At 62.3% G+C, this 21044-nt stretch carries 12 protein-coding genes and 1 tRNA gene; 3 read left to right on the top strand and 10 right to left on the bottom strand.

The features are described from left to right. The first annotated feature begins 208 nt into the window (after positions 1-208). The gene (gene ngr / locus HMPREF1023_RS08075; RefSeq protein WP_009305720.1) at positions 209-1000 is read left to right on the top strand and encodes a nigerythrin; all 792 of its coding nucleotides are present in this window, start codon (positions 209-211) and stop codon (positions 998-1000) included. Positions 1001-1561: 561 nt separating this feature from the next. Here the strand turns inward: ngr and HMPREF1023_RS08070 are convergent. From HMPREF1023_RS08070 to HMPREF1023_RS08055, 4 genes are all read right to left on the bottom strand, one after another. Continuing rightward, positions 1562-2275 (bottom strand): LytTR family DNA-binding domain-containing protein, encoded by a 714-nt coding sequence (locus HMPREF1023_RS08070; protein WP_009305719.1) that lies wholly within the window; start codon positions 2273-2275, stop codon positions 1562-1564. Between the two features lie 139 nt (positions 2276-2414). Continuing rightward, positions 2415-3302, bottom strand: coding sequence for a tyrosine-protein phosphatase (locus tag HMPREF1023_RS08065; protein ID WP_009305718.1), 888 nt, complete (start codon positions 3300-3302; stop codon positions 2415-2417). A gap of 179 nt (positions 3303-3481) precedes the next feature. Continuing rightward, positions 3482-4903, bottom strand: coding sequence for a Sapep family Mn(2+)-dependent dipeptidase (locus HMPREF1023_RS08060; protein WP_009305717.1), 1422 nt, complete (start codon positions 4901-4903; stop codon positions 3482-3484). A 217-nt stretch (positions 4904-5120) separates the two neighbouring features. After that, positions 5121-8636: a S8 family serine peptidase gene (locus tag HMPREF1023_RS08055; protein WP_009305716.1), complete on the bottom strand. Its 3516-nt coding sequence runs from the start codon at positions 8634-8636 to the stop codon at positions 5121-5123. 217 nt (positions 8637-8853) lie between these two features. On the opposite strand from HMPREF1023_RS08055, the gene HMPREF1023_RS08050 reads away from it, so the two are divergent. After that, on the top strand, positions 8854-11463 hold the full coding sequence (locus tag HMPREF1023_RS08050; protein ID WP_009305715.1) for an immune inhibitor A domain-containing protein: 2610 nt from the start codon (positions 8854-8856) through the stop codon (positions 11461-11463). Between the two features lie 58 nt (positions 11464-11521). Continuing rightward, positions 11522-11604 (top strand) — tRNA-Leu (locus HMPREF1023_RS08045). Positions 11605-12321: 717 nt separating this feature from the next. On the opposite strand, the gene HMPREF1023_RS08040 is transcribed toward HMPREF1023_RS08045, so the two are convergent. From HMPREF1023_RS08040 to HMPREF1023_RS08015, 6 genes are all read right to left on the bottom strand, one after another. Next, positions 12322-13659 (bottom strand): serpin family protein, encoded by a 1338-nt coding sequence (locus HMPREF1023_RS08040; protein ID WP_009305714.1) that lies wholly within the window; start codon positions 13657-13659, stop codon positions 12322-12324. Between the two features lie 74 nt (positions 13660-13733). Next, positions 13734-13955 (bottom strand): hypothetical protein, encoded by a 222-nt coding sequence (locus tag HMPREF1023_RS08035; RefSeq protein WP_009305713.1) that lies wholly within the window; start codon positions 13953-13955, stop codon positions 13734-13736. Between the two features lie 105 nt (positions 13956-14060). Further along, positions 14061-15758 (bottom strand): RNA-binding domain-containing protein, encoded by a 1698-nt coding sequence (locus tag HMPREF1023_RS08030; protein WP_009305712.1) that lies wholly within the window; start codon positions 15756-15758, stop codon positions 14061-14063. Positions 15759-16008: 250 nt separating this feature from the next. Beyond that, a complete protein-coding gene (locus HMPREF1023_RS08025; RefSeq protein ID WP_009305711.1) occupies positions 16009-17562 on the bottom strand; it encodes a catalase in 1554 nt (517 codons plus the stop codon). 252 nt (positions 17563-17814) lie between these two features. Continuing rightward, positions 17815-19146, bottom strand: coding sequence for a DNA-binding protein (locus tag HMPREF1023_RS08020; protein ID WP_009305710.1), 1332 nt, complete (start codon positions 19144-19146; stop codon positions 17815-17817). 218 nt (positions 19147-19364) lie between these two features. Continuing rightward, positions 19365-20819 carry a helix-turn-helix transcriptional regulator gene (locus HMPREF1023_RS08015; RefSeq protein ID WP_035578721.1) on the bottom strand — a complete coding sequence of 485 codons (1455 nt, stop codon included), beginning with the start codon at positions 20817-20819 and terminating at the stop codon, positions 19365-19367. Positions 20820-21044: the final 225 nt, after the last annotated feature.

Genomic DNA, 21044 nt, shown 5'->3' with positions numbered 1-21044 from the left:
GCAAACGGTGACGAGGCTGACCATCGTGTTTGCGCTTGTGACGGAGTTGTGGACAAAGCGTGTGGGAGCGCGCCCGAGAACGAAAAACGGCGTGCGAATCCTAAGCATGTCCGTAGTATTTACTATTGATCATTTATATTAATTGATATATAGTATCGATTATCAGATGGGCTGGAGAGGAGCTCATCGGGAAGCCGAGGGAGGAACCATGTCCGATATTTCTAGAAGGAACCTGTTGAAGGGTGCCGCCGTCAGCGCCGTGTCCATTTCCGCGATGGGCCTGCTGGGCGCCTGCGCCGCCCCGAGCGAGCCGAAGGCCGAAACCACGACCGATCCGTCCGCCGACGGCGCCGGAACCGGCAGCGGGACGAACAGCGAGTATATGGCCGAGGTGCTGGAACCCACATCCATGCCCGATGCCTCGACGGCGAGCAATTTCAACATCATCTACGACAGCAAGACCACCGTCGGCACCACCTACGAAAACCTTATGACGGCCATCGCGGGCGAGACGGGCGCCACCACCAAGTATGAGGCGTTCTCGAAGGTCGCCAAGAACGAGGGCTTCGACGTGCTGGCCCGCCTGTTTCAGTGCACCGCGGACGCCGAGAAAATCCACATCGGCCTCGAGTACGACCTGGCCAAGGAAATCGACCCCGCAACCGAGAAGCCCGAGCCGCCCGCGGTCGAGGAGCACGAGAGCGACATCAACCTGATCTCCGGCGCCAACGGCGAGATCTACGAGACCTCGGACATGTATCCCTCCTTCATCAAGAAGGCCCAGGAAGAGGGCAACAACAAGGCCGTGCAGGTGTTCACGCGCGCCAAGCTTGCCGAGGCGTATCATGCGAAGCTGTATATGGATGCGTACACCACCATCGACACCCCGTTCGACGGCAAGTACTACCTGTGCCCCATCTGCGGCTACATCCACAAGGGCGAGAACTTCACCGCCTGCCCCATCTGCCTGGCTCCGAAGTCGTCTTTCACCGCCTACTAGGCCATTACCCCACATTTCTCTGTCGGAAGCGCCCGAGGGTTCGTCTCTCGGGCGCTTTTCGCATTCTCGCATGCGATTGGAGCGATTTCCCACCTTCGCGCCTGTCCGCCGCCCGCGAACCTCGCGCCGCCCGCTGCGCGCGAACCTCTCGCCTGTCTGGTGCCGATGCGTCCCCGTCTGCCGCTTGCGGGCTTCGCGACTGTCCGCGGTTTGCGCGAACAAGTGTTTCACGTGAAACACTTGTCGTAATGCCATGCGACAAGCGAACAAATGTTTCACGTGAAACATCGCTGGGACTGCCGTCTTGAGCACAGGCAGAAGATGCCGGAACCGAAGATCCGTGCGATTATTGCAGATGATTTTATGGCCGACGCCGCACGGGATCCTTCGACTCGCTTCGCTCGCTCAGGATGACAAAGGGGGGGGCAGCGCCGCTCGGGATGACGGGGTCACTCACGCGGGGACGCAGGAGGGAAAAGCCGCTTTCCTGATGGCGCTCGTGCCAAAAAGAAAAGGGCCGACGATTCTCCGGCCCTTCGAGGTTCGTTATGCGGACGCGCCTTACAGCCCCAGCGCCTTCTTCAAAGCGGAAACTCGGCGACGGGACACGGGAATTTTCTCGTCCACGGCGTTCAGCGTGAGCAGCAGCGTACCGCCCGACACCGATTCGATCTCCTCCACCATCGAGAGATTCACCAGATAGCCGCGGTGCACGCGGAAGAAACCGTGACCGTCGAGGCGCTTCTCCAGCTGAGCCAAGCTGACCGTGGAGAAGTAACGATCCGTATCCGTTTGCAGGTACGCGTAGTCGTCGCGCGCCATGACGAAGCGGATCTTGTCGATGCCGATGAGGATTTTCTTGCCGCCCTTTTCGACGGGAATGCGCTCGGACTTCTGAGCCTGCACGTGCAGCGACACGTGCTCGCGCACGCGCGAGATAGCTTGCGACAGGCGCTCGGTTTCGACCGGCTTCACCAGGTAATCGATGGCGTTCACCTTGAACGCATCGAGGGCGAACTCGCTGTACGCCGTCACGAACACCACCGCAGGCGGGAACTTGAGGTGCTGCAGCGCCTCAGCCAGCTGCAAGCCCGTGGCTTCGGGCATGTTCACGTCGAGGAACATCACGTCGCACGGATATTCCTTCAACTTCTCGATAGCCTCGCGCACACTGGCAGCTTCGGCGACAACCTCCGTCTGCCCCAGCTCGTCAAGCAGGAACTTCAGCTCTGAACGCGCAGGAGCCTCGTCATCGACGATCATCGCTTTCAACACCTAAGCCTCCTACCCTCCGTACGTTTGCTTTCGACCATTATAAATCATGGATCACCGAAACCGGCCAAAAGCCGAAAGATAGGAGCAAGCAAACCGACGAAAGAACATCAACCACCGCTGACCATCGGTAAATCCGCCGTTACCCGCGGGGATCGTCCGTGAGGTAGCGAGCGCGCAGGGCCTCGCGCTTTTCGTCGGTGACGCTCAGCTGGTCGCGCACGTAAGCGTCGAGGCTGCCGTACTGCTTCTCCACGGCATCGAGCGCGGCGTGCAGGAAGCGCGGATCGGCGGAGTTGATCACGTGAATGCTCTTATCCAGCTTGTCGCCCAGACCGAACGAGGAAAGCGCGTCCATGATGTTCTGCGTTTCGGATTGGACGTACTTGTTCGTGGCCAGATAATCCTGCTCGACGGCCTCGCGCTTTACGCCCAACGCGTGCAGCAAGAGCGCGGCGGCCAAGCCAGCGCGATCCTTGCCGATGGTGCAGTGCCAAAGCACGGAGCCATCCTCGGCAGCCAGCACATCGTCGAAGAACTGCGCGAAGCCGCGCTGGCTCTGCTCGTCCAACATCATGCGCTCGTACACTTCCTCCATGATGCTGGCAGGGTTCTTCTGCACGGTGCGCAGCATTTTGAGCGCCTGCATCATGCCGCCCTCGCGCGTGACGCCGAATGTGGAGGCGCTCAGCACCGGCGCATCCGCGAACCGAACGCCCACCAGGCCGTCCTGTGGGTCGGGATGCTCCTTGCGCTCTTCTTCGGTGCGCAGGTCGATAACCGTGCGCACCTGGTAGTCGTCAAGCAGCACTTCGAGGTCGCGGGCGGTGGCATGGTCGAGCGCACCCGAGCGCAGCAGGCGCGCATGCTTCACGTAGCGCCCGTCGTCCGTGGGCAGGCCTCCCACGTCGCGCGTGTTTGGCAGACCCTCAAGCACGATGCGGCCGCCTTCTTCGCTCTCGAGGCCTTCGGCCGGAGCAATGCCGATAGCAGGGGCGAAATCGGTGGGGACAGTATCCAGTTGGGACATGGGAAAAGCCTTTCGACGACGATGATGAGCGCGCAGCCGGAAGCGTTTTGTCGGCGCTAGCCGGGGGGGCTTCCGGCTAGCGCCTCACGGAATCCTTCGATTCCGCGCTTCGCGCTGCGCTCAGGATGACGACCGGGGCGGAGCGCGTCAAATCACCCGTCCCCTTGACACACCCTTCGCTATTGCAGGTCGAGCTGCATGAGCTTGTCCAGCGTGAGCGCGTAGATCTTGAAGGACTGCTTCAGCAGGTCCTCGCTGACGCCCTCGTCCGGACCGTGCATCATGCCAACCCATTCGGGATCCTCAACCCACGGCTTTTCGGGACCGAAGCTGGCACCGCTCTTGAACTCGCGCGCGTACGTGCCGCCGCCCATGGTGAACGGCTTCGCGTCCTCGCCGGTGGCCTCGTTGTACGCGTTCAGCAGCGCCTGGATCACAGGGCTGTCGGGCTTTACGAGGAACGGCTCCATAAGCAGCGTGTTCTCAAACGAGCCGCCGATCTCGCTCGCCAGCTGGCGCAGGCGCTCGGTGATCTCGTCGGCCGTGATGGACGTGGGGAACCGACTGTCGAGCGTCTGCACAAAGCGGTCGTCCTCGATTTTGATGGTGCCGCCGATGACGGTGAGCGGGCCGAAGTACTCGTCGGAGCTCTTGATGCCGATGCCGCTGCCGTCGGTATGATTGAGCAGCTTCTGGTCGAGCTCGAAGAACGCGCGCTCGTCGGCGGTGCACAGGTCGTGCTCCAGCAGGTAGTCCACGATGAGGCCGATGGCGTTCACGCCTCCTTCGGGCATGGAGGCGTGCGCTCCTTTGCCGGCCGCAGTGATCTTCGCGCGGCCTTCGCCGTCGGCCGCAACGGTAATGCGATCAGTATTCGGCAGGTCGGCAGCGTCGGCCTTCACCACGGCCTCGGCGATGCCGGGCACCGCGTTCGTGGCCGCGCCGCCCGTGAACTCCAGCACGATGCGGTCGGCGATGGGCTTGCTGATCAGCTCGCCGTCGTAGCCACCCTTCTCGCCGTAGCACACGGGGAACTCGGCATCGGGCGTGAACAGGAACGCCGGATCGTCGTAATGCTTGTGGTAGTAGGCCACGTCGGCCATGCCGGATTCTTCGTTCGCGCCGAACAGGAAGCGGACGGTGTAGGGGAACTGAGGAGCCTCGCCGGCGTCCTGCAAGTCCTTCCAGAACTTCATGGCGTGCAGCGCCACCACGCTGGGGCCCTTGTCGTCGAGCGTGCCGCGACCGACGAGGTAGCCTTCCTTGCGCGTGACCGCGTACGGCTCGAAGTTCCAGCCGGGACCGGCGGGAACCACGTCCATGTGGCCGATGATGCCCAGCTGCGTGTCGCTCTTGCCGGGGAAGTCGGCGAACCCGATGTAGCCCTCGGCATCGTGCGTCTTGAATCCCATGTCGGAGGCCATTTCAAGCGCGGCTTCCAGCGCCTCCTTCGGGCCGGGGCCGAACGGAGCGCCTTCGGTCGCCTTGTCCGATTCCTCGAAGCTGGGGATGCGGACGAGCGTCTCGATGTCTTCGACCATCGTCTCCCAATTTTCCTCGAGATACGCGTCGATCTTCCTGGTCAGTTCTTCGTGCTCCATAGGTGCCTCCCGACTCTTGATACGCGTGCGACCACGCCGGGACGGGAAAGCCGTTCGCATGCCTCGCCCCGGCGGCAATTGAGCCTATTATGATCCTTGCGGGATACCTGCGCCAGATGCAGTTCCATATGTTGACCGAACGTCGAAAAATCAACGGAGACAGCGCGGACGCCGGCGCGCGGCGGCTTCAAGCCCGCCGCGCGCCCAGAATCTAACTCTAACGCCTCGAGCGCGAGCGCCTGACGGCGACGACCAGGCCCGCTACGGCCAGAGCCGAGACCGCGGCCAGGGCAAGGGCGGCCGTGCGCGGCGCGAGGGGATCGCCGGTGGCCGTCAGCGGCTTCGGCTTCGCCGCCTCGGCGGACGGCTTCAACGCCTCCTGCGGCGAGGCCGGCGCGTCGGGCGCGTCGGGAAGCGGCTTCGGCTGCTCCTCGCCGGGATCGGTGGTCGGCTTGTCGGGGGTGCCACCGCCGCCCTCCTCGTCGGGCGCGAGTTCGAACTTCAAGCGCTTGAAGACCATTTCTTTCGTGAGCGAGTCCATGCCCGCCACGTACAGGGCGTCGCCCAGCACGGCGCCGCTGGCAAGCGACACCTTCGATGCCGACAGGCGCGTGGGAACGGCCAGCCACGTGCCGGCTTTCGGATCGTACACGAACGTGTCGCTGCCTTGGTTGCCAGCCTCGACCGCGCCCGACAAGATGATGCGCTCGTGAGAAGCCGTCGATCCGGCGATGGTGGATCCTGCCGGCAGAACGCCTCCGGCCACCGCACCATACTGGTTCAACACGATATCCTGCGGGAAAGGAGCATAGTTCCACTCGTCGCCCTCGAACGCCGCAACCGAATTGACAATCCGGGATTCTATCCAATTCACGTTGCCGGCGGCAACCGTCAACACCCCGTTCACCATGTCGGCGAAGGGAGTAAAGCGCCCCTCGCCCAAATCGGGCAGCGCGGTCGCGTCGCCCGTCGCCATGTCGACGCGAGCGACAAGCGGCGACGACGCGCCGCTGGCGTCAAGGCCGGCGAACACCCAAAGAGAGCGGCCGTCGCTTGCAAGGGTAACGCCCATGAAATCAAACCCGCCGAACCCGCACGCGGTCAAGGAGTCGCGGCAGTCCACAGGATCCCCCAACGTGCCGGTAGACGGATCGAACGAATACAGCACCTGATCCGAAGTGAGCGCATACAGAACGCCCCCGCTCGAGGTCAGGCGGAAAACGGCATCAAGCGTATCCGTGACAAGATGCTGCACCGACCACGATGCCGAGGCGGGGTCGTATGCCAGCAAAGCGCTCCTTTCCCTGCCATCGGACGACTCGAAGTGGGGCACCGCGTACACGCGGCCAGCAGCCGCCGCCATCGACCACGCATTGTACAGCGTAGGCTCGGGAAGGCCCAGGCTTTTGAAGTCGGGGGCCGGCAGGCTCTCGAAGAAGTCGAAGCCCTCCTCGGAGCCGACGGCCACCTTGCGGCGGCCGGTGTCGCCGTCGGCGCGCTCCACCTGGACGTAGCGCTGCTTGGACTCCAGAGACGGGGGCAGGACGACGCGCACCTCGTTCGCGCCCCACGACTTCACCTCGAGGTCGGCGCCGTCGAGCGTGACGCGGCCGCGATCCTCGCCGAACCAGCTGCCGCGCACCGTCGCCTCGAGCGTGCCGTCGGCCGCGGGCTCCAGCGCGTCCACCACCGGGTACGGGTCGGTTGCCGCGCGGACGACGTCCAGCTGCCCGTCGGACGTGCACGTCCCGGCCAGAGCGTCCGCCCGCTTGACGCCTCCCAGGATGCGCGCTCGCAGTTGCTCGGCGCCGTCGTTAGGGAACAGCCCCGCGAGCAGGGCGCACGAGCCCGTCACCACCGGAGCCGCCATGGACGTTCCATCCATGTAGACGTACGGCGCGACGTCGCTGACAAGCGCCACGTTGTCGAAAAAGAAGTCCAGGTCCATCCCGTCGTCGAACGAAGTGAACGTGCGCTCCAATTTGAAAGAGAACTCGTCCCAGTTGATTTCGTCCCGCTTGTCTTTTGGAATGGGAACCCTGAGCGAAAGCGGGATGGCGCCGCCAGTGCCGAAGCTTTCAGGCGTCAGGTCGATCCAGCTGCCGTCGATGCCGTGCACGCTGACGCGCAGCAAACGGCCCATATCGCTCTCCTTGGAGTCCGCGACGCCGGCATCGAAGGCCAGGCACTGCAGGTCGTCGACGGTCTTGTCCGCCGCCGCGAGGCCCTGCTTGACCGCGCCCTTTTTCGCCGTGAACACGACGGACGCCTTCTGCCCCGCCTTCGCCTGCTTGATGGACATAAGCACGCCCTGGCTTGGGGCGTCGCCCACAACCTGCGGGACCTCCGCCCGCGAAACCGAAGGCTCCGCATCGCCGGACGCCTGGAACGAGAACATCCTGTCCTCGGATTCGAAATCGTCGAACGCCACCGTCAGCTCCGGATCGTCCCCATCAACTATCCCCTGGCCCTGAGGAGCCGTGGACAGGATGTCCGTGCCCGGAGCCGCCAGATCGGTGGCCGCGGCGCCGTAATCGGAGAAGGAAGCCAGCCTGCCCTCTCGATCGACGGCGTTCACGGCAATGGCCCCGTCGGTGGGGGCGCCGGCCGGAAGGTTCAGCGATTGGTCGAGGTCGGCGGCATAGTTTCCCGATGCGCAGACAGACAGCACGCCGTTCGATCGGTACAGATCGTCCATCACCTCGGTCAGCAGAGGACTCTCACCCGCGCCCATCCACGAATTGTTCGCCGCGACCAAGTTCACCCTGGCCTGCGCCGCCTTCTTCATATACGAGTACGCCCCGAGCACAGCAGACGTGAGAAAGCCGCCGCTTTCATTGGCGACGCGCAGCGCCATGATCTTCGCGTTCGGAGCCACGCCGGCAACGCCTTCGCCGTTGTTGACGGAGGCCGCGATGATGCCGGCCACATGCGTGCCGTGGCCGTCATTGTCCATCGGGTCGTCGTCGCCCATGCCGTAGTCGTAGCCATGCTCGCCCTCCAGGCCGATGTTACCCGGATTCTCCCACATGACGTCCTTCAAGTCGGGATTGGTGCAATCCACGCCCGTGTCGACCACGGCCACCACCACTTCTTCCTTCCCTTGCCACGGCCTGCCGGGAATGCCCTCGTCACCCCACAGGGTTTCGACGTTGGCGGCGCCGGCGATCTCGTCCGTGGGGGCGAGGTGCCATTGGAGGCCGATCAACGGGTCGTCCGTAGGGGCGGTATCCGCGGACAGGGCGGCAGCCGGCTCTTCGACCGGCTTCGCCTGGGTCTCCAGGTCGTCGATATAACGCACGTAGTCGGGCTGGGCCGCCAGCACGCCCGGCGTATCGGCCAGATCGCGCAGCAGATCCTCGGTGGACTGCGTTCCGGACTCGATGAGGATCACCTGCTCGGGCGTTGGCATCGAGCGAGCGAGCGGCACATCGGCTTCGGCCCCGGCTTCGGGCTGGGGGTCGAAGGTGTACAGGTTGCTGGCCGACCAGCCTCCCCCGTTGGAAGAATAGGCGCTCACCGGAGCGAAGTCGTCGTTCACGTGCGCCAGCACGCGACCCGGAACGTAGTCGCCCGCCTGTAGCAACTCGTCGAGCGAACGCGCCTCCTCTCCCGATCCGACCGTCGGGTTGTCGGAACCCGCGGTCTCGGAAACCTCGTCCGCGAGCGCGGACGCGGGCACGGCCATAAGCGAAAGGGCCGCGGCGAGAAGGATCGAAAGGAAGCGTTTCATGGCACTCCATCCTTTGCGAAAACGAACGCGATTGCTTTTGATTGTATCAGGGAAACGACCCGGCAAAAGCGCGTTGGAAACCCGGAGGCACGAACGCGCGAAAACGCGCAACGAGCGCCAAGCCCCTTCGCGGGCGCGGCCGTCGAATGGAAATACGCTATGGTATTCTGACATTATTAATGCGAAACGTAGAAATCCCCATTGAAGAGAGGGAACTATGCAGCACAAGACCCGCGAGACGGCCCGCCGCGCAAAGCGCGCCCCGCTTCTCGCCTTCCTCATGCTGGCCCTCGCGCTGTGCCTCGCGCCCAGCGCGGCCTACGCCGGTCCGGCCTTGGAGATCGAGCAGGGCTACGTCCAGCCCGACGGCGCCACCTTCCAGGCCGGGCAGCGCGGCGACGAGTTCTTCCACTACGTTCGGACGGCCGAGGGGCGCCTCGTGCAGAAGAGCCCCGCCGACCAGACGTGGTACTACGTGACGAGCGAGGGCTTCGGCCTCGCGCTCGGGCCGCGCGCCGACGAGGCCGCACCGGCGAACGCTCTGACGCCCTCGGTGCTGGCAAACGATACCGGCAAGATGGCCTACTCCGCGCTGGGCGGAGGCGCCTACGTTCCCCGAGACCGGGGCGTCGGCGAGGCGGTGACGCTCTCCGACATCGAGGCCGCCCAGGCCGCGTCCGGTGCCAACGCCCTCGGCGCGCGGTCGGCGGCGCAGACCGAGACGTCGCTTCCGCTGATCACCATCGTCATCGGGTTCGAGAACCCGGAGGACCCCGGCGCCGAGGTCGTGCAGAAGGACGACGACGGCAACGTCGTCGCGAGCTGGAACGCCGCCGATCAGCGCTACCGCGACGGCTACGATTGGAACAAGCTGCTCTACAGCGGCGAGAACAGCATCACCAGCTACTACGCAACCATGTCGAACGGCAAGTTCTCCTGGACGCCGGCGACCGAGGAGACCAGCGCGTACGGCACGGGCGGCAACACCAACCTGCACGACAAGGCGGGCGACGGCGTGATCCACGTGACGCTCAAGCGCGACCACGGCAACTGGGAATCAGTCGAATACCTGAGCGACGCGGCCAAGGACCAGCGCGACGCGTACGTCGACGCGCTCAACGAAGCCTCCCAGTACATCGACTTCGCGACCTACGATACGAACCGCAACGGCGTGCTCGAACCGACCGAGGCGGGGCTGCTGTTCATCGTGGCGGGCTACGAAGCCTCAGGGGCCGGAGGCACACCGTCAACCTGGGCCTGCCGATGGGAGCTGTCCAGCATGGACAGAGACAACTTCGAACCCGAAGAAATCGTCAACCCCGAAACGGGCAGCAAAATCGAGGTCAACGACTACATCTCCATAGGGGAAACCCTTATGAACGACATGATCCCCGCCCAGCCCATGCCCACGAGCACCGTCGCGCACGAACTGGGACACTATCTGGGACTGCCCGACCTGTACGACATCAACTACACGGCAAACGACCCCGAAGCGACCGTCGATCAATTCCCCTGGTTGGCCTACGACGTGAGCGAACTCAGCTTGATGGCAGGCGGATCATGGGGCAGATACATCACCGATAGCGGCGATACCGTCTTCGTCCCCGTCAGCCTCGACCCCTACTGTTTGGAACGGCTCGGCTACATAGAGCCCGTCGAGGTAGCCGCCGACGGCACGCACGACGCGTCCACGTTCTGGAGCGGCAAGGGCTACCAATGCCTGCGCGTCCCCACCAGCACCGAGGGCGAATACTACCTGGTGGAGAACCGCCAGTACGAGAGCTTCGACCTAGGGCTGACATCCGGGTACCGGGTCGACCACAATAAAGAAAAGCCGCAATACTACAACGAAACGGGCGGCATCGTCATCTGGCATATCGACCGGGGAATCGCGGACGCGCGCAGCATGACCGACGATCCCCTTTTGAGCAACACCGTGAACACGGTCGACCACCGTCCGGGCGTCATGCCCGTCTATCCGGAGAATACGGAGTACCGGGACGGCCAGGCGCTTTACACTCGCCCGTTCTTCAACACCAGCGCCTGCGAGACGTTCGGCATGGAGGGCAACGTCGTCCCGCTGCTGCAGTACAACGGCTGCGACACACCCGACGAGCGCGTGGACTCCGGTATCGTCCTTTCGGTGGGCGACACCGTGGGCGACGTCATGAGCGTGACGGTGGACCTGCCCGAGCCGGACGAGCCGGGCGGCGGCTACGAGGAGAGCTCGCACGTCGGTGAGATCGCCGGATCGCGCGTGGAAGTGTCGGGATCGTTCCCCGCAGGCGCCGAGCTCTCCTTGGCGCTCTCGGCCCTGACCGATGAGCAGAAGGCCGAAATGGCAAAGGCGTCCGACCAGCTGGGCGCGCTCATCGTCAGCGCGGACGCGTCGGTGGTGGACGCGGCGACCAGCGAGAAGGCCGCGCACGAGGGCAAGCTCTCCGTGTCGTTCTCGGTCGACAAGCGCTACGAGGGGAAGAGCGTCTGGATGGTCCACCGGAAAGCCGACGGCTCGCTCGAAGCGACGAAGGCTGCGGTGGAAGGAGGTCTCGCGAGCATGACCGTCGATGAGCTGTCGCCGTTCGCCGTGTTCGAGCAAAAGGCAGCCATTCCCGGCGACGACGGGAACGTGCCCCCGTCCGGCAGCCCTGGCGGCGAAGAGCCCTCCGGCGACACGCAGGTCGAACCGCTGCCCGGCAAGGCGCTCGCCTCCACCGGCGACAGCGCGGCGGCACCCGCTGCCCTCGCGCTGGCGATAGCCGCCGCCGTTGCGGCGATGATCGCGCAGACAAAGCTTCGCCGCCGCCACGATTCGCTCAACCGGTAAGACTCGACGATATTTTTGCTCGAAGCTTTCGTGGACTTCCGGTATACTGTCATCCTGCGCCCGAGTGGCGGAATGGCAGACGCGGCGGTCTCAAAAACCGTTGTCCTAGACGTGCGGGTTCAAATCCCGCCTCGGGCACCACTTCGCAGATGAACGAGCTCCTGAAACCTTGCGTTTCAGGAGCTCGTTTTGCATCGCGGCTCAAGCACGAGCGGGGCAACGTCGTCCCGCAGCGGCAGTACGGCAGCTGCGACACGCCCGACGGCTGACGCAGACGAGACGCAACGGCATCGGCCCGGGTGCGCGAAAGCCGGGAGCGCCTTGCGGGCAACGGCGTTTTGTCTACAATAGCAGGCGAGCCGCAGGGAACTGCTTACTCCCCACGGCTCTCGAACCCGCTTTGGCGGTTCGGATTCTATTTTGGGCCCGGTTCGTCCCCTTGCTGGGACGATCGGGGTTCTTCTTTCGACCGCGCTTGAAGAATCAGCGAGGCCGTCTCCACCGACAGACTACCGAAAGCAGCTATCAAGCAAAGAACGCGCTTTCCCCCGCCGCTTCCGCAAGGGCGCTTAACGGGTCACTGCACACGAGCCGGCTCGCAAGAAGCGCCGCACGCAGTGCGCCGCTGAGGCGGCGTTGCGGGCAAAGCATGTTTCGAATAGTAAACCGAACGAGTGTTTCACGTGAAACATCGGCATCGAAGGATCCCACCGGGACGGGACGGGACGGGACGGGACGGGACGGGACGGGACGGGACGGGACGGGACGGGACGGGACGGGACGGGACGGGACGGGACGGGACGGGCGCTCTGCCAGGCGCCGTGCAGCCGATGGACGACTGCACGGCAACCTGTCAGGCTACGCAGCTGGGTTGCCGCATACGCCCATGAACAGCGGGATGCCCTGCGACGACGTGATCTGGAACAGGAACGGGCGGTCGAGGCGCAGCTCCACTTCCTCGCCTTCGGGGATCATCGCCGATGTGGCGCTGATTCCCATATCCGTGTACGCACTGGCTTCGGCGCCCTCCTCATCCCAGGAGATATGGCTTTCCTGCTTCACCATCGAGATGAAGGCCGGGGTGGCCGTAAGGTTCGAGAAATCCGCCTTGTCGCTAAACGGCGTCTTCATACCCAAGCGCTCGAGAGCCGGAATCAGATCAAGTTCGGTATCGAAGGCGACCTTGGGCACCACGTAGGTTATGAAGCCGTACTCGTCCTCGTTCGCGTCAACGGCAAAAGCCTGGGCCAAGCGCTGCTCATCGGCAAGCAGGTCGTCCACCGACACGCCTTCGGCCGGCAGCACGAACGTCATCATCGTGCCGCCCGTGAACGCCAGACGTGCGCGCAGGAAGTCGTCGGTCTGGCGAAAGCCTTGCAGCGAGTCGATACGCTGCGTCATGAACTGGGTTTCGACGTCGCCCGATGCGGCGTGAAACACGGCGGGCGCGGTGTTCGCCGCATCGAACGTATCCATCCAACCGCCTTTGAAGTACACCGCGTTGATGATGGACAGCAGAAGGTCGCTCTCGGTTTTCACCTGGGGGTCGATGGTGCCGCCCGTATTCTCGGAAATCCATGCGGCCATGGCCTGGTCGGCAGCGTCAGTGCCGAACTCCACCGAAAACGGCGTGGCGTAGAACTGGCCGATCGCCGTGTCGATGAACGATTGCTCGAAGGAGGCGTCCTTCGCCATCCATATGGAATTCGCCAGATCGACCGTGGAGAAAGGATCGGTTGCCAGCACGCGGAACAGGTTGCCGCACTGCTGGGGCACGTCGACGGTGCTGGGCGCACCCAACACCGAGGCGATCTCGTCGCGTGTCTGACCAGCAGCGCCTTCGTTCGCAAGCGCCAGGGCGTAGTACAAACTGAGCGGAGAATACATGCGGTTCGCCTTGGCACCGTCCGCGCCGTCGCCCAACACCGAAGCGGTGCTGCGGTAGGCGAACGCTGCAAGCGAGTCTACGAAGGATTGATCGATCGGGTTCTGCTCGAGCGCGTCCAGCCATGCTTCGGGATTGTTCTCAGACGCCTTCTGAGGAATAGCAGGCTGCGCCACGGCGAACTGGCTCGTCGCACGTTGTTGCGCGCATGCGCTCAACAATGTGCCGGCTGCCAGCAGCGTCACCAGCACTGCAGCCAACGCGATCGTCTTTCCTGCAAGGCTTTCGCCCCGCTTCGCCCGTCCATCCATGGCGTTCCCTCCGTTCGGCTATTTGATCCGTCAAAGGGTAACACGATCGAAGCGACCGAATTGTCGGGAACGCGTTAAAACAGCATGCCCAGAAACGCCGCGATGCCTCCCGTCACGACCATGACAACCCACACGATGAGCCAGAACAGGCAGCCGAACCAGGCAAACAGCTTGCCGCCCTCGCTCCAACCCCAACCATCCTTGCCCATGAACCATGCGGCCAACACGCCGAACAGGCCGCCGAAGAGGCCGACGCAGAAGTAGCCGAATTTTGCCAAACCGGATATCTCGCGCATGAGACGCTCCTTTCGCTTGAAAGGACGAGCGTATACCGAGTGCGTGGAGCGCAATGCAAGGAACGGCGTTTGTGACGCAGCTGATGCAGGATGGCTTCCATTCGTTTAGATTGCAGATTCTCGACGTTCCCCATCAGGGTCGGCAGGGTAATAGCGCGCTCCTCGCCCATGCCCCTCAAGTCGCAGCTTTCCCGACGCAGTCATTTCTTTGATGATCGATCCAGCTTTCGAGGGCGAGACGCGAAGTAACTCCGCCACATCGGAGCGCATCAGAGAGCCCTGAACGCGAGCCAACTCCATGACCAGTTCCGGATGGCGAACATCATCGATTCCTTTTTGCCTCACGTACCCGAGCGCATGACCCGTTTCTCTGTAAACGCGCGCCGAGAGAAGATAGGTGGTAGCTCGCCCTGTACCGTGCGACTCGATCAACCCTCGCTCCACAAGCTCTCCAAGCACTCGGTGCAATCGCCCCTGATCGATATGGGTCGCTTCTCGCAAAGCCCCGAAATTCACCTTGCGCTCATCGCGAATGACCGAGAGCACCATCAAGGCAAACACCGTGAACGGACGCCCCGATTGACGCTCCTCGTCAAATATCATCGTTGTGAACGCCGCATCGAAAGGAGCACGAGGCGTGAAGAGGACGACGTCATTCACGGTAGAAGCAGAATAATCGGGAAGCGGCCGGCCAAACCGCAGGGAACCTTCGTATATACGATCCACACCGCGGCCCGTTTTTTCCGCGAGCCCAACGCGCTTTAGCGCTTCGGCCAGCAGGGGATTTCGTCCATGAGGGGGCACCGTAAGAAGGTTCTCGTACGTGATGCCTTCGACAAAACCTCCAGGATTCGAAATGGTCATCCCCTCGGAGTCCATAAGCACGCGGGTCGGCCGCAGAATAGTATAATCGCGGTGGGCAAAGGCGTTCACCAGAGCCTCGCGAAATGCACGTGCATCGTAATCAGAGATAGACAAGCGGAAAAGACCTCGGTCGACCTCCCGTGAAGCATTCTGCGCAGAGAAGTACTGTTCGAATTTCTCGAAAACGGCGAGGAGAGGAAGCGCCGTCTCGACGTTCAACCTCACTTCGGTGTCCTCCAAAACTTGAAAGCTGCTTTTTGCCGTCGGCACATGACGAGAAAGGGCGTCCTCCTTGCCCACCATAAGAAGGCCTGCAACGGTGGGATACATGCGGTCTCCGAAGGATCGAACGAGGCCAAGAGCCTTGAACAGTTCTGCATCGTCCAAATCCAACAGCGTTCTGTCGGAATCGGGCAGGCTTCCGATGAGCCGGCGAAGACGGCTTACTTCTACAGGATCGAAATCCTCCACGCTTGCATCTGAAACTGCTTCGTTTGAAAAATCGAGCTTGCCAAGGTTGCCAAGTCGCGTTGCTATTTCAAAAGGGTACATTGGAATGTTCTCGGGAGAACCATCAACCCTCACGACCCTTTTCAAAATACGCCCATCCGAGGTAGCGCCCACGACAGTGCCCTTCGGAACGACGATCCTGAGGACTTCGACGCCAGACATCGTATTGAGCTCAGACTCGACCCTGATGGGAGGCATCGTTTTGTTGGCAAGCAAAGCCGCCAGACCGACTGGGTCGGCATGCTTTCGGTTCAGTCCGGTAGGAGTTCCGTCATCTTCGACTCCGAGATACAGGACCCCTCCTTCGGAATTGAACATCGCAACCACTGCTTCAACAAGCAAACTTTCATCAACCCCGTGTTTCGAGGCGTTTCCCGTTGTGTCGCTTTTGAATTCAACCGTGAGGCTTTCTTTTGAAGGGATATCCATTGGACGCCTCCGTTTTGATTCGCTTTGTTTTTCCTTGAAGAATAGCATATAAAAGCAATTAATAGCTTTTATCAAATCATTAATGTTTACTTAAAGCTATTTTTGAGCTTTTGCGCCTAATAACTTCTCCAATAAGCCGGAAAACAAAACGGGTCGCTTCTGCAAGAGGGAGGAGCAGAAGCGACCGTCAACGGAATAGCTTGGTTAGGTGGCGCCCGAAACATGGCGGGCGCCTTTCAGGCGCGTAGCGCTAGGCGCGCACCTCGCCGCCGATCTTGCGGGCGGGAACCTGCTGGCCGGTGGCGGCCATGCGCTCTTCGTGAGTCATCGCGGCCAGTTCGTGCACGCGCTCAACGTCCACGACCAGCGCTGCGGCCAAACGATCGCCGTACTCGGGATCGGCCTTGTAGCAGTGCGCCGCATGGCGCAGGCGGATGTTCTCGGTCACGCCGTCCATGTTGCGCGCCGTGTTGTCGATGAGGGCAGCGCGCTGATCCTCGCCCATCAGACGATACAGGTCGCCCGGCTGGTAGAACGTGTCGTCGGTGGGGTCGTCGGCGGGATCCCACGCGTCCATCGGTCCGAACAGGTCCAGCGGCGGCTCGGCCGCGTCGGCCTGTTGCTGCCACTGCCCGTAGCTGTTCGGCTCGTAGCCGATGGTACCGCCGAAGTTGCCGTCGGTGCGCATCATGCCGTCGCGATGGAACTCGGCGTAGGGGCAGCGCGGCCGGTTCACCGGGATGTGGTTGTGGTTCACGCCCAGGCGGTAGCGCTGCGCGTCGCCGTACGCGAACAGGCGGCCCTGCAGCAGCTTGTCGGGCGACAGCCCGATGCCCGGCACGAGGTGCGTCGGCGCGAACGCGGCCTGCTCCACCTCGGCGAAGTAGTTCTCGGGGTTGCGGTTCAGCTCCAGCGTGCCCACCTCGATCAGCGGGAACTCCTTCTGGCTCCACGTCTTCGTGATGTCGAACGGGTTCTCCTTGTAGTTCTTCGCCGTGGCCTCGTCCATGATCTGGACGCAGAAGCGCCAGCTGGGGAACTCGCCGCGCTCGATGGCGTTGAACAGGTCGCGCTGGTGGCTCTCGCGGTCGCCCGCGATGATCTGGCCGGCCTCGGCGTCGGTGAGGTTCTTGATGCCCTGGTTGGTCTTGAGGTGGAACTTCACCCACACGCGCTCGTTGTCCTCGTTGATCAGGCTGAACGTGTGGCTGCCGAAGCCGTGCATGTGCCGGTAACTGGCCGGGATGCCGCGGTCGGACATGACGATGGTCACCTGGTGCAGCGCCTCGGGCAAGCTGGACCAGAAGTCCCAGTTGCTCTGCGCCGAGTGCATGTTGGTGTGCGGATCGCGCTTCACCACGTGGTTGAGGTCGATGAACTTCTTGGGATCGCGCAGGAAGAAGACGGGCGTGTTGTTGCCCACGAGGTCCCAGTTGCCGTCGGGCGTGTAGAACTTCATGGCGAAGCCGCGGATGTCTCGCTCGGCGTCAGCCGCGCCGCGCTCGCCCGCCACGGTGGAGAAGCGGACGAACACCTCGGTCTCGGCGCCCGGCTGAAACACCTTCGCCTTCGTGTACTTGCTGATATCGCCGGTCACCTTGAAGGTGCCGTACGCGCCCGAACCCTTCGCGTGCATGCGTCGCTCGGGGATGACCTCGCGGTCGAAGTGCGCCAGCTTCTCGATCATCCAGTTGTCCTGGAGCATCATGGGGCCGCGCTCGCCCGCGGTCAGCGTATGGTTGTTGTCGGCGACGGGGTTGCCCACCTCGTTCGTGAGCCTTGTGGTGTCGATTCGGTCGGCCATGGTATCGAGCCTTTCCCTTTAGCCGCATTGGCGGCGTTCTGTTTGATGGGGGCTACGATACGGCAATCCGTTTCGAAATGGAATACTAATTGATATTAATTCTCATTAAAGGCACAATTTGACAGTTCGGAGGAGCATCTTCGCTCGGAAAACACGCTCCCGGCGCTGAGGCGTGTTTTTGGAGCGAAGATGCGCCGGAAAGAGGCCATCGTACAAATGCTTCACGTGAAACGCCCCTCACGGCCCCGCCGACTACAGCATCCTTACAATGCGATCGATGCGTTTTTGGACGGCGCAGCAGATATAGTCCACGCGCTCGGCCAACGCGGGATTGTCCGAAAGGATGGCCGAAAGCTCGTCTGCAAACCCTTCGAGCGCAGCCGGATCGAACCACGAGTAGTCGTTCACCAACCGAAGCTGACGGTTGGCGTCTTCGTAGAACGGCTTGGTCGTGAACGAGAAATCGTGCGCTCGCAGGCTTTCGAGCGTCGACGAGCACCAGAGGCTGCCGCCCGTATCGAACAGCGGCGCGATACGGTAGCGCAGCGTTTCCACGTCTCGCACAAGCCCGAAGTTTCGCCAATGCCGATCGGAGTTTCCCAAGATGTCGTCGCACACGATCATCTTGGACAACGCGATCTCGACGTGCTCCGCATCAAGCGCCGAGCAGCATTCCAGGTAGTGTTGGTAATCGTTGCGATGGTTCGGCTGACGCATAGTCTGGCGAACATAGTAGGACGGGATGTACTCTTCGGTGGAGCCGACGAAATTTTCGCAGATGCAGACGGCACCGCCCGCCCGGCTCTCCAAGCGATATTTCACATACTCGTCCGGGGCAAGCAGCCGTGAGTATAGAGCGCTCGCTGCCGCCTCGTTGAACGGCTCCTGGTTGAGAACCGATCCGCCCTTCACCAGCAAGCGCTTCGCACCGTCGCATACCCATTTTTTCGGGAGTTCGCCTTCCGAGGTGTTGTCCGGGGAGTCGAGCCCCACCCCGTCGAGCCAGCCTCTGCCGCTTCGCATCTCGCAGAAATCGTTGTCGAAATAGTTCACGTCCTCCCAGGCGATTTCACAGTTTTCGGGACGAATCCAATACTGATCCGACAAAGACAGCCCAAGGCTCTTGAAGGGAATCCTCGCAGGTGAATCGACGCCCAGCTCGGCCAGCTTCGCGTCGATGCCTTCTCTAGTTCCGGGGATGCAGCGATGCTTCCACCAGAACGACAGCGCGTCTTTCGAGACTTTTCGACCTCGGGGGGAGATCATGCCCAGCGGGGCTCGCGCAGGATCGACGATGTCCCCTGCGTCGACGAACGCACCGGCCGCCTCATCGTAGCGAAACGAAAGCACCTCGTGCGTGCGATTCATCAGCACGTAGCGCCCCACATCCCCTTTGCTGGAACTTGCAGGAGGACGCCCCGCCTTCGGAGCGGCGTTGCGACGCGCTTCCACGCTCTGCTCGTCGATGAGCCATATCCCGCCCACTTTCTCGGCAGCCAGCATGCCGCTGCGGATGAGCTGGTTGACGCGTGCGCGCCCCACGCCAAGGCGCTTGGAAGCATCTTCGACCGTCAAGTTGAACATCGTCGCCTCCGTGCTATCGTTAATACTATATTCTTGTATAGTATTTTATACGATTTGCAATTTGCATAAAATACTATATTAAAAACTAGTATTTTCGACAGGGGAAATCCAATGCAAGAATGTTTCACGTGAAGCATTCCTCTGCGCTGCGGGACATATGGCTAATGGGGCGCGCAGGACCTTTCGCGATGCAAAGTTCGCGTTCGGCAGGAACGTGCTCACGCTTCGATGGACTCCACCAAGTCGATAAGCTCCTGGCGCGAATGAACCCCTGTTTTTGCGAAAATGCTCTTCGTGTGGGTCCGCACGGTGTTCTTCGATATGACCAGCTCTTCGGCCACATACGGCACATCGCGGCCACGGGCAAGGAGGTCGAGAACCTCGGCCTCGCGACGCGACAGACCGTAACGCTCGACAGCAACCGCGCAGCCTGCAGTCACGGAATCGCCTACAGCTCCGACTACAGGAGCCAGCTTCTCTCCCGAAGCGGCTTTCACGCTACCCGCCTTCCTCCCATGCGGCGCCACCATCGCTACCGACAGCGCGTACACCGCCACCAATGCCACCACGGACAGCTCCGCCAGCCCAACGCCTCGACCCGCGCCCACGAACAAGCCCACGACGGAACCCGCCAGCGAGCTTGCATACACGATGCTGGCGAAGGTGCCGTACACGAGCACGGGAGTGAGCGATTGGTTGCGCGCCGTCCGAGCGCACGACACTACCATGAGCGAAGACGTGACCGAAAACACCAGGAACACGAGGGAGTACACCACCTGGCGAAACGTTCCCTCAAGAAGCGGCAACAGCAGAAACGCCGTCGCCGTAAGCGGAAACAGAATCTGATACAAACGCATGAGCGTAACGCGCTCGTACAAGAACCTCCAAGTTGCCAGCAGCGCGACCGAAGCGGCAAGCAGCCCGATCATGTTGCTTTCATTCGTTTGCCCTATCGACCCGCCACCCGAAGCCGAACCGACGCGCACGATACCCACAATGAACGCGGAGAAAGCGACGCAGAGCAAAGGGCGCCACAACTCGGAAACCGCTTCGCGGCACCGATCGCGCCGCTGATCGGGAACCGTGTCGAACATGGGATGCACCTTCGGAGCGCATTTCCATGCAGCACAGGTTAGCGCCACCGCCGCGCCGACGAACACGAACAGCGACATCCACGGTACTGCATCGGCGGGCAAAACCTCAACAGCGAAAAACAGCAACGCCGAAATCCCAGCGGCGGCAAACACGACGATACCGGCCGTGAACACCTTTTGCGCAGCCACGATTTCCTGCAAGGCGCCGAACATGATCCCGCTTCCCCATCCGAAGCACGCGCCCACCACGACAAGCGACCACTCGGACGAAACCACGCCGCCATGCTGCAAGGCAACCAGCAGCGAACCCGCAAGAAAAAACCCCAGCGCCAGTATCGGAGAACGCCACAGCCGAGCCTTCGGCCAATAGAAGGCGGCCAAGCCGGAAACCGCAAGCGAGAGAGGCAGGGTCGCGCTTCGCACGAAATACTCGAGCATGAAAGAGCCCGGATCCACCTGCCCGGTCAGAAACCGCACATACCCTCCCCACAGCGTCACCGAGGTGCACGCCAGGAAGAACCCGTAGGCGAGCGCGGCCAGCACCTGCTCTCGCTTCATGTTTTTCAGAATGAATCTCATGGATCCGCACCTCCCCTCCGCGCGCGAACAGCATGCGCTCGAACTTCCGCGCCAGCTGTCCGCGCGCCCATTGTACCGCACCCCTCGACCTCCTTAGCGGACGCTCGCGACGTCCGACCTTCTGGACGAAAAACCACCTAGGCTGGGTGAGGCCTTGTTTTCCCTGATCGATTAGGCTGCGATCAGTCCAAGGCGCAAACAGCGCCCGCAAGGCAAGCAGCGCCT

Source organism: Eggerthella sp. 1_3_56FAA, assembly GCF_000185625.1.
Classification (GTDB): Bacteria; Actinomycetota; Coriobacteriia; order Coriobacteriales; family Eggerthellaceae; genus Eggerthella; species Eggerthella lenta.
The sequence above is the reverse complement of the archived record's forward strand: the minus strand, read 5'-3'. Positions and strand labels throughout refer to the sequence as shown.

What these genes read in the sequence shown, in the direction of transcription:
- HMPREF1023_RS08035 (WP_009305713.1), bottom strand. Translation starts at nt 13,955, where the DNA reads ATGCGCGAGATATCCGGTTTGGCAAAATTCGGCTACTTCTGCGTCGGC.
- HMPREF1023_RS08025 (WP_009305711.1), bottom strand. Translation starts at nt 17,562, where the DNA reads ATGGCCGACCGAATCGACACCACAAGGCTCACGAACGAGGTGGGCAAC.
- HMPREF1023_RS08065 (WP_009305718.1), bottom strand. Translation starts at nt 3,302, where the DNA reads ATGTCCCAACTGGATACTGTCCCCACCGATTTCGCCCCTGCTATCGGC.
- HMPREF1023_RS08040 (WP_009305714.1), bottom strand. Translation starts at nt 13,659, where the DNA reads ATGGATGGACGGGCGAAGCGGGGCGAAAGCCTTGCAGGAAAGACGATC.
- HMPREF1023_RS08030 (WP_009305712.1), bottom strand. Translation starts at nt 15,758, where the DNA reads ATGGATATCCCTTCAAAAGAAAGCCTCACGGTTGAATTCAAAAGCGAC.
- HMPREF1023_RS08050 (WP_009305715.1), top strand. Translation starts at nt 8,854, where the DNA reads ATGCAGCACAAGACCCGCGAGACGGCCCGCCGCGCAAAGCGCGCCCCG.
- HMPREF1023_RS08055 (WP_009305716.1), bottom strand. Translation starts at nt 8,636, where the DNA reads ATGAAACGCTTCCTTTCGATCCTTCTCGCCGCGGCCCTTTCGCTTATG.
- HMPREF1023_RS08020 (WP_009305710.1), bottom strand. Translation starts at nt 19,146, where the DNA reads ATGTTCAACTTGACGGTCGAAGATGCTTCCAAGCGCCTTGGCGTGGGG.
- ngr (WP_009305720.1), top strand. Translation starts at nt 209, where the DNA reads ATGTCCGATATTTCTAGAAGGAACCTGTTGAAGGGTGCCGCCGTCAGC.
- HMPREF1023_RS08060 (WP_009305717.1), bottom strand. Translation starts at nt 4,903, where the DNA reads ATGGAGCACGAAGAACTGACCAGGAAGATCGACGCGTATCTCGAGGAA.
- HMPREF1023_RS08015 (WP_035578721.1), bottom strand. Translation starts at nt 20,819, where the DNA reads ATGAGATTCATTCTGAAAAACATGAAGCGAGAGCAGGTGCTGGCCGCG.